7 protein-coding genes are annotated in these 7,535 nt (G+C 58.3%); 3 read left to right on the forward strand and 4 right to left on the reverse strand.

Annotation, left to right across the window (positions count from 1 at the left end; all coding sequences use genetic code 11):
- Positions 1-211: 211 nt before the first annotated feature.
- The 3 genes from CFR80_RS16190 to CFR80_RS16200 form a co-directional block, all read right to left on the reverse strand.
- Positions 212-1,684 carry an NCS1 family nucleobase:cation symporter-1 gene (locus CFR80_RS16190; RefSeq protein WP_010516343.1) on the reverse strand — a complete coding sequence of 491 codons (1,473 nt, stop codon included), beginning with the start codon at positions 1,682-1,684 and terminating at the stop codon, positions 212-214.
- Between the two features lie 88 nt (positions 1,685-1,772).
- Positions 1,773-4,268 carry a TonB-dependent receptor gene (locus CFR80_RS16195; protein WP_010516344.1) on the reverse strand — a complete coding sequence of 832 codons (2,496 nt, stop codon included), beginning with the start codon at positions 4,266-4,268 and terminating at the stop codon, positions 1,773-1,775.
- Positions 4,269-4,413: 145 nt separating this feature from the next.
- Positions 4,414-5,169, reverse strand: a complete 756-nt coding sequence (locus tag CFR80_RS16200; RefSeq protein ID WP_232275962.1) for an aspartate/glutamate racemase family protein — start codon at positions 5,167-5,169, stop codon at positions 4,414-4,416.
- 175 nt (positions 5,170-5,344) lie between these two features.
- On the opposite strand from CFR80_RS16200, the gene CFR80_RS16205 reads away from it, so the two are divergent.
- A complete protein-coding gene (locus tag CFR80_RS16205; protein WP_010516348.1) occupies positions 5,345-6,031 on the forward strand; it encodes a GntR family transcriptional regulator in 687 nt (228 codons plus the stop codon).
- A 335-nt stretch (positions 6,032-6,366) separates the two neighbouring features.
- Here the strand turns inward: CFR80_RS16205 and CFR80_RS16210 are convergent, their stop codons facing one another.
- Positions 6,367-6,621: an invasion associated locus B family protein gene (locus tag CFR80_RS16210; protein ID WP_083819137.1), complete on the reverse strand. Its 255-nt coding sequence runs from the start codon at positions 6,619-6,621 to the stop codon at positions 6,367-6,369.
- A 408-nt stretch (positions 6,622-7,029) separates the two neighbouring features.
- Here CFR80_RS16210 and CFR80_RS19490 point away from each other — a divergent pair, with 408 nt between their 5' ends.
- Together CFR80_RS19490 and CFR80_RS16215 are read left to right on the forward strand one after the other, a co-directional pair.
- Entirely contained in the window at positions 7,030-7,374 is a 345-nt protein-coding gene (locus CFR80_RS19490) for a hypothetical protein (RefSeq protein WP_181418258.1), read from the forward strand.
- A partial coding sequence (locus CFR80_RS16215) for a transposase (protein ID WP_146221631.1) occupies positions 7,343-7,535 on the forward strand: 193 nt, incomplete at its 3' end. The genes CFR80_RS19490 and CFR80_RS16215, both read left to right, overlap by 32 nt.

Consider the following 7,535-nt stretch of genomic DNA (forward strand, 5'->3'; position numbering starts at 1 on the left):
CGCCCTCGTCATCAGCCAGATCCTCCCGCATCAAGAGAATCAGAGCCAGCGCCGTTTGTCACTTCACACACGAGTCAGTGGCTACGTCCTTTGGTATAACAGGCCCTGGAAAAACAAATATTTTTGGTTACCGCCTTTTTTACAAAAACAGCGTTCCCGGAAGCTTTCTACAAAAAGCTTCATCAAAAACTTTTATTGTTTTTACCTGCAGTCAGCTTCCCCGGGCCAGTTTCATCAGGGCAAGATAACTTCCCCCCCCTGTCAGGCACCCCATGAACCATGCAAATCCGGACAGCGCCGATAATGCGGGTATGAATACGCCCGCGCTTCCCACCAGGACGGCGATAAGAAGGGCGACGACCGCAGCCGGGTTGATCCCGTTACGGTACCAGTAGCAGCCCTGCGGGCTGGTTGTATAAAGTGCCGCCACATCGACCTGCCGACGTCGCACGATATAATAGTCGCACACAAGAATACCGAATAAGGGACCGATAAACGTGGCCAGCACATCCAGTGTCAGGTGCATGAGATGCGGGCTGCCATACAGCTTCCATGGCATGATGAGGATGGAGCCTGCCGCCGCAATCATGCCACCACCACGCAGGCTGATATGCCGGGGCGACAGATTGGAAAAATCGAACGAGGCCGAGACGAAGTTGGCCACGATATTGATGCCTGCCGTGGCAATGATGAAGGTCAGCATGCCAAATATGACCGCCGTCAGGCTATCTATATGCGCCACCGTTTCCACCGGATCGATCATGACATGACCAAAGGCGGGGGCCGTCAGCGCAATGGTACAGATCGTCAGGGCCGAAAACCCGACAAAATTGAACGGCAACCCCCAGAAATTACCGCGCCGGATATCCGAAACACCGCGCCCATACCGGGCAAAGTCGCCAAAATTGAGCATCGGCCCGGAAAAATAGGAGACCACAAGGGCCACAGCATTTACGCCCGTCCATACAAGCGTGCCGCCATGCAGGGGGGCGCCGACACCGGAAATCTGAAGGGAAAAATGGCGCCACCCCACACGATGGAGCAGATACAGGTCCAACGCGATCATGACGGCATAAACGGCAGGCCCGGCCAGTTCGATAAACCGGCGGATTGTCTCGATCCCGCGCCAGAAAATGGCGGCCTGCACCAGCCATAACAGGGCGAACGCCCCCCATCCCACAGCGGAAAGTCCCAGCATACCATGCAGCCTGACCTCCGCCCATGGCGTCAGGCCGGGAACAAGCCGCAGGGCCAGCACGACAAGCGCATTCGACGCCAGCCACGTCTGTATCCCGTACCAGCATACGGCGATCACACCACGTATCAGGGCAGGGATATTGGCCCCCAGCACGCCAAAGGACATGCGGCACACAACCGGAAACGGCGTGCCCGTGCGCTGGCTGGGCACGGCGACAAGGTTACACAGGACGTTGACAATCAGCACACCCGCCAGCAGGGCAGCAAACACCAGCCCCGAAGGCAGGCCAAGCGTAAACAGGTTTCCCGCAGTTACATAGCCACCAACGCTATGCACATCCGACATCCAGAAGGACAGGTAATCGTACCAGCCCCAGTCCTGCCGTTCCGCAGGTAACAGGTCGCGATTACGCAACCTGTCATCTTCCCCCCCTGGCTGCATGACCGGGAAACGTGAAACGGCTTCCGGTCGTGTGTGCATGTTCATGCGCGTAACCTCCGCAGGACACTATGCTGGGGTGTGCCTGCCGTGTGAAGGTCATGCCCGCGTGTGTATCCCATTACATGATGCCCGCTCAGAACCCTGCACGGAAGGTCACGACAGCCGAAAAACGACCCAGTGTATTGTAGGTGGGTGCCGTGCCCTGAATCTTGCCAATGGTCGTATTGGTCAGGCTGACGCTGTTGATGGCGGAATATGCATGGCTGTCGATCATATTGTTGACCCACAGCATGATTTCCGGGCTCTTGAGGAAGCTGAGCCCGCGCCCGACCAGGCTGTTGCGGGGCAGGCGCGCGCCTACGGTCGCATTCATGGTGTACAGCGACGGCAGGGCTTCCTGGTTCATGAAGGTCGAATACTGTTTGGAAAAGTAATTCAGGCCATAATTCCAGAAGAAAATCCCGTTATCCCAGTCCACCCCCAGCGAGGCCGCCCATGTGGGCGTATTGACCGCCATCTTTCCCTTGGTGGGCAGGCCCTGAATATCATTGTCGATGGTAGAATGCAGGTACTGCATCGATGCATAGGGGCGGAAATGGTGAATGGGCCGCGTGCCGATTTCCGCGTCAAAGCCGTTGGTGGTCTGGTTGCCTGCGTCAATGACCTGCCCGATAGCCTCGTTCCCCAGGAACATGGACGTGGAAACCTGATGATGCGACAGGTTGTAATGGAAATAGGTGAAGGACCCGATGATGTATTTACCGGTATAGCGCACGCCCACTTCTTCCGTGATATTGTATTCATCATGGATGCGGGTTGCGCCCTGGTTGGCGATCTGCCCGGTATTGGGATTGATGGTGGTGATCATGGCGCTGTCGGGTGGCGCCTTGGCACCCGTCGAGACCCCACCAAAGATCTGCACATATTTGTTCAGCTGGAAATGGCCGCCCAGTGTCGGCAGGGGCATGAATTCGTTAGCGCTGACCTTGCGCTGCAGGCCCGGGATATTATCGGTGCCATCCCGATGGATCATGGTGACGCGCATGCCGCCATCCAGAACCAGCCGCCCGTTCAGAAGTGTAACCGTATCGCCGGCATAGATCCCGTTGACAGTGGAAATGTCACTGTAATTCTGGGAATAGAAGATCTGGCCATTTGCCAGCCGCAGTGACTTGCTTGCCTTGCCCCATGATGTCGCCGGATCGCCACTGCTGCTGACACCGGTATAACCAACCAGATTGGTCGAATTGTCATAATCGAACCAGTAGCCAAGGTAGATGTGGTGGTGCCCGACCTTGTAGCTCAGCTTGGCATTCACGCCGCCACGCATTTCATTCAGGCTGCTGTACTGCTCCGTCACACCATAGGACTGGCCCGGCAGCTGATTGGGTATCGAAATGGACTGCGGGCTGCCGCCATATCCATAATAAACCTGATCGTTCAGGTTGAATCCCGAGCCATAGACCTTCTGGTTGGCGGCCACGTAGGGGGTTACATCCAGCGCCAGGCGCCCGAAATTGAAATGTGATGGCGCTGCAATGTTGAAGGTCTTGGAATGCAGCCAGTTCAGCTTCCAGTAATCGGTACCACCGTCGGCATTGTTCTGGTCGTAGGAGCCGGACAGTTCATTCTTGAGGCCCTTCTGCTTCCAGCTGGCCATGGTCATGTCCCAGTACGGCTCGTTCCCGATAATACCGCGCGTAAAGCCACCGACCAACGACACGCGATTGCCATCCCCCCATTCCTTGAGGATCTTGAAATCGATGTGCTTGAAGTCTTCCTGACCGGGCCCATGATAGAACGTGTCATGCTGGTTGGAAAACGAGATGTAGGACCGGATGCCCGTCTTGCCCCATTCCCCCGTATCCACGCGCAGGAACTGGCGGGTATAGTCACGGTTGCCCACGCCCACATCCCCCAGTCCGCCAAATTTCTTGGACGGATCGCGGGTCTTGAACTCGAACATGCCGCCGGACCCGTTGATGGCGGGAGTGTCGAGATTGGATGAACCGGGCTGCACGGATACGCTGCCGATATTCTCGCTGTCCGTTACCCATGCCACGTCAAGGTTGTAGCCACCGATACTGCTCAGCGGCATGCCTTCCCACACATTGGCGATCTGGTCCTGCGTCAGGCCACGCATGCTCAGGGCAGATTTTTCGTGGCCGGCGGGGTCGGTGTTCGCCACGACGATGCCCGGCAGCAGCTTGACGGCGTTATAGGCGTTCTGCGCCGGGGACTGCTTCATGATGTAGTCAGGCGTCACGGTACTGCGCGCCTTGGGGGCAGTCTGCTTCTGGATCAGCCCTCCACCGGGCGCGCGTCCGGTCACGCCGTCGGCCGAATGGACAACACTCGCGCCCACCCGGATCTGTTCAGCCCCGCCGGTGGCACGGACGCCCTGCGGCTGCGCTGCCGTATCGGTATGCTGCGCGGTCGCGGGGCGGGCATGCGCGGAATGGGTCTGGACCGTGCGGGCCAGTGCGGCCCCGCGTGGCGCACTCAGCGCCAGCGCGGTGGTAATGGCCAGGAAAACCCGCAGGCTGGCGGGCTGAACGGAAAAACGGGGCAGCGGCGCGGCCAACCTGGAGGAATACGATCCGATCAGGCTTTTTCCGTCAAGGCACATTGCCGGTGTCCTTTATTCTCTATCCCGCACGACAGGTCGGGATTGCGACGTGAAATGATACTTGAGAGAAATGTCTCTCGTTACAGATGTAAAATAATATGCGTACAAAATGCGTGTCAACGCATATTGTTTACAAAAATGGATTTCAATCCTGATACGCGCAGATATCCGTCCCGGATGCCAGATAACGCTGCAGTTCCGGGGACAGGCCCACCGTCTCCATCGGGGCACGATGGCGCAGGGACGGCGCGGGGTGCGATAACAGGTTACGGACTTCCTGCAGGCTTTCGCGCAGGGAGCACATGACGGGCGCCGCGACATCCGGGGCAATCCGCGCGGCAAACCCGGCAAGCCCGGCGCCGCCAAGCAGTACGCGGGCCGCGCCGTCATGCTGCACGGCATCGTTACAGGTCCGTATGATCTGCCGGCAGGCGGCAGCCCCCCCCTTAGCCAGTACGTTCCCCGCCGCGGGCAGGATCCGGATGGAGGCCAGGTGTGCGCCCAGCCCCAAGGCCTGTACCAGTTCCGCCAGCATTGGCTTCCATTCCTGACCACCCGTCACGATGGAAAACCGCCCCGGAAGCCGTGCCGCCCGCATAAGGGAAGCCTGCGCCATGCCCACAACCGGCACCGGACAGATGCTGGCCAGTGCTTCGCGGCCCGGATCACCAAAACAGGCCACCAGCACTCCGTCAAACGGTCCACGTGCGCATGCCAGTGCATCCAGTACCGCATGGCCCGCAATCGTGACGGATACCCGGTCGGTAATGTAGCGCGCCCCGAAACGCGCGGTTACCGCTTCCACCGCAACTGCACCGTCAAACAGGGCATTGGCATAAGTCACCATGCGGCGCGTCATGTCCGTGTCGGTATTCGGATTGATAAGCAGCAGGCGCGGCACGGGCAGGGCATCCAATCGTGATGAGGCAGGTCATATCAGCGACCTTTGTCAGTCAGTATGGTTTGGAAACGCATTTCGTCAACCATTATTGTTCACAATATCAAACCCCTTGACGGGAACAGCAGACTGTCCCAACAGAAATGCGTTTCAGCAAAACCGGGGGGGAACACGGGCCATGGGATCATCTGCCAGGGAAGAAGCACGCATAGCTGATGCCTTGCGCAAGGCGGTCCTTGAACGCAAGCTGGCACCCGGCAGCAAGCTGCCCGAGGAGGAACTGGCCCAGATCTTCCGCTCCAACCGCGCCAAGATCCGGCGGGTGCTGCTCTCGCTCTCACGTTCCCATATCGTCACGCTGGAACCCGGCCGCGGAGCATTTGTCAGTCGTCCCTCCCCGCAGGAAGCACGTGACGTACTGGCCAGCCGCCGCCTGATCGAAGTCAGCCTGCTGGCGCGTCCTTACCGCAAGCTGTCGACACAGGGGGTAACGCGACTGCGCAGGATCATGGCGCAGGAAGCCGAGGCGCATGAAAAACACGACGCAATTGCCATGATCCATGTCTCCGGGCAGTTTCACCTTACGTTGATCGAGGAACTGGGCAACGAAGTCCTGAAAAGCATTACCGAGGAACTGATCCTGCGCATGTCGTTGATCATCACGATGTATGAACGGCATAATACGACATGCTGCCTGTCTTCCGACCATCATGACCTGCTGGACCTGCTGCTGGCGGAAAAGTATGCCGAGGCGTCCCTCCTTATGGCGCGGCATCTGGAAGGCATTGAAAGCTGCCTCGATTTCCACCGTGATCCCGTCACCGCGACCATATTGAGCCAGATTCTGCAGCCCGTGCAGGGGTGAGGGCCACATATATCTCCATACGGTCCGTTGTGCGGGCGTGATGCCGCACTGGGCGGGACCAGTGACACGGCATTGCAAGCCGTCATCTGCCGGACGCAGCCCATCTGCCTGATGCTCCACCGCATGCAGGCAATCAGAATGGATCGTCCGCCACTCCAGTCCGGATGCATGGCATGGCAGCCTCCCGACCCGGCAGGATGACTGCACGCCGTGGAGCATCTGCTTTTCATTTTATGGTGGGAAACGGCATACCGCACCGCCTTCGAAACACTGGTGCCGGTCCGGAAAAATGGAACACGCTACGACAGACAGGCTGAAAGCAACCTGTCCGTCCGTCATGGCATGGCTGGCAATATGCCCCAACCCTGTTTCCTTATTGTCCTGATACGGTCAAATGCGCCGGAAAAACCGTTCAGGGAGACCGGAAAAGCGATCGTCTGTCCGCGCACGGAAACCGCGACAATCCGCATGGTTTTGCTGATCCGCAGATGAGAAAGGGTCGATGCATCGAATGCAAGTGGCGCGATACAGCCAGCCGGCAGGCATGTCCTGAAGGCGACAGGCTGCCCCGAGCGAACCGGATGTCCCATGCGTACCAAGCTGCAGCACCGCGCCGGACGCCACAGTGCTCGTACCGGTATAACTGCTGTTCTGCCCTGACAGGATTTCCGTCCCGCCAGCAACCGTCAAGCCACCCGTTCCCGACAGTGCGCCGCCATAATTACCATTGGCGTCAGACAGCGTCAGGGTCTCGCCCCCGGCGCAACATCGCCCGTGCCCGCAAGGGGCTGGACCGACGTGCCGGATGTCATGCCGCTGATATCGCACGTCCCGCCCAAATTAATGGACTTGTCAGCTTCCCATGTGCTTGTCCAAGGTGGAAAAAACCGTCGACCACGCCCTGAAGGGATGAAGACATGACGCCGGTTGATGCGGAATCTCCGCCAAGAATGACCGTATTGGTGGATGCAACTTCATCGGCATGAACACTGCCGGTAATGGTGGAGCCCGGATCAACCGTAAAGTTGGTGACGCTCTTGTTGAGGACGATCTCCCCCTCGATCGTGGCACCTGATTCATTGGTAATGTTGAATGTCTCGCCACCACCTTCGCCAATCGCAACGGTGTTGGCGTTCCCATTCGGATTGGCTGCTGTATTATCCGCCAGATATCCTGCAATGGTACCGTTGTTGATTATTGTCGCGGTAGTGGTCGCAGTGCCAACGCTCGTTTTCTCAGAGCCTGATCCGAAAGTTTTTGAACAATACCAGCCTGTTGTGATTCATCCGTCTTTACGAAGAGATGGAGTGAATGGTGACATGGACTGGTATTGCCCGACGTGAACATAGCCGGGAAGGACTGCGATATCCATCGGATATGATGGACGGGGAATGGGCTTTGATCATGCCATTTGTGCCCCCTGCGAAACGGGGCGGTCGCCCTCGCACGACGGATATGCGCGAGGTGGTCAATGCGATGCTCTACATAGCCTCGGCCGGGTGCG

The sequence above is a fragment of the Komagataeibacter oboediens genome (genome assembly GCF_003207815.1).
In the GTDB taxonomy this organism is placed as follows: domain Bacteria; phylum Pseudomonadota; class Alphaproteobacteria; order Acetobacterales; family Acetobacteraceae; genus Komagataeibacter; species Komagataeibacter oboediens.

What these genes read in the sequence shown, in the direction of transcription:
- CFR80_RS16190 (WP_010516343.1), bottom strand. Translation starts at nt 1,684, where the DNA reads ATGAACATGCACACACGACCGGAAGCCGTTTCACGTTTCCCGGTCATG.
- CFR80_RS16195 (WP_010516344.1), bottom strand. Translation starts at nt 4,268, where the DNA reads ATGTGCCTTGACGGAAAAAGCCTGATCGGATCGTATTCCTCCAGGTTG.
- CFR80_RS16205 (WP_010516348.1), top strand. Translation starts at nt 5,345, where the DNA reads ATGGGATCATCTGCCAGGGAAGAAGCACGCATAGCTGATGCCTTGCGC.
- CFR80_RS16210 (WP_083819137.1), bottom strand. Translation starts at nt 6,621, where the DNA reads ATGGGACATCCGGTTCGCTCGGGGCAGCCTGTCGCCTTCAGGACATGC.
- CFR80_RS19490 (WP_181418258.1), top strand. Translation starts at nt 7,030, where the DNA reads ATGGTGGAGCCCGGATCAACCGTAAAGTTGGTGACGCTCTTGTTGAGG.